A 1109-nucleotide genomic window follows, 5' to 3' on the forward strand; every position below is an offset into this window, starting at 1 on the left:
TTTATTAGAATCCATTTATTTAATTTGGTCATATTATTTATTGATTTTGAGTGCGTTCCGCAATGAATGCCAACGTGTTTGTATATGGTTTGTTGCGTGTTTTAAGCACTTAATTTAGTAAATAAAAACCGAATAGAAAATCCGCGAGGATTTTCGTAAGTAGGCTAGAACTAGCAATAAATTATATACGGTGTTACCCAACGTTTTTTATTCAATTTTTTGTTTTAATTTCCGATTTCCGCCATTTAATTCAGTCAATTTTTCTTTTTTTAAACGAAACTCCAAGTCATTAAATTCAATCCATTTTGCACTAGACAAAGTAAAACTTATTTCATCGTCTTTATTCAGATTCCGAGAATTTAAAATCAGAGTTTCATTTGTGTTTTTCCACAAGCCCTCTGTAAAATCTGAACCGTGTCCTTTATTAACCCAAAATTTGAATGTTCTATCCTCTTTTAAGATTAACTTAATTTCAAATTTGTCTTTGTTGCGTCCTTTATACTCGCCATAAAATAATTTTGTTTTTCTATTTGGTGGCTCAATTTTCATTAAAGAATACATTCTGTCATTAAATATTCTTATAAAATTCTCGTCACGAATAGCATCAGTACAAGTATGGCAGAATTTTAAATCAGTAATCTCAATATTATAAAGTCGAAGAGTATCAATCATTTTATCAGGACAACCAGAATAACCTCCAACAGCACTAACTAAAATCTTTTTTCCGTTAAGAAATAAGGCTGTTGCAAGTCGGTCAATTTTATAATCCAACCATTTAATGTCTTTTTCGTTTAGTTTAAATTCGTCCCTTAATCCGCTGTAAATATGTAAACTGCTTATTGTATTTAATTCTACTTGTAATAGTCGACTTTCAGGTTTATGAATAGAGTCAATTTCCAAGTTTTTCGGCACGTAATTTATTAAATCATAATACTCTTTTTCATATAGAGTTGACGATTCAGGATTTTGAGCAAAAATTAATGTGCTAAAAATTAAGTTTAATATGAAAACGGTTTTTTTCAAATGTTGGGTAACGGTCTTGTATATGAAAAGTAGCGGATTTTACACACGAACTTTTCGGTTTAATACAGACCTTTTTTTATATTTAC

The 1109-nt window shown here is 29.5% G+C and carries 1 protein-coding gene; it reads right to left on the bottom strand.

Translation table 11 applies throughout. The features are described 5' to 3' along the window. Positions 1–207: 207 nt before the first annotated feature. Positions 208–1023, bottom strand: a complete 816-nt coding sequence (locus HM986_RS17575; RefSeq protein WP_179336347.1) for a hypothetical protein — start codon at positions 1021–1023, stop codon at positions 208–210. Positions 1024–1109: the final 86 nt, after the last annotated feature.

It is taken from the genome of Winogradskyella costae (assembly GCF_013403865.1).
Lineage (GTDB): Bacteria > Bacteroidota > Bacteroidia > Flavobacteriales > Flavobacteriaceae > Winogradskyella > Winogradskyella costae.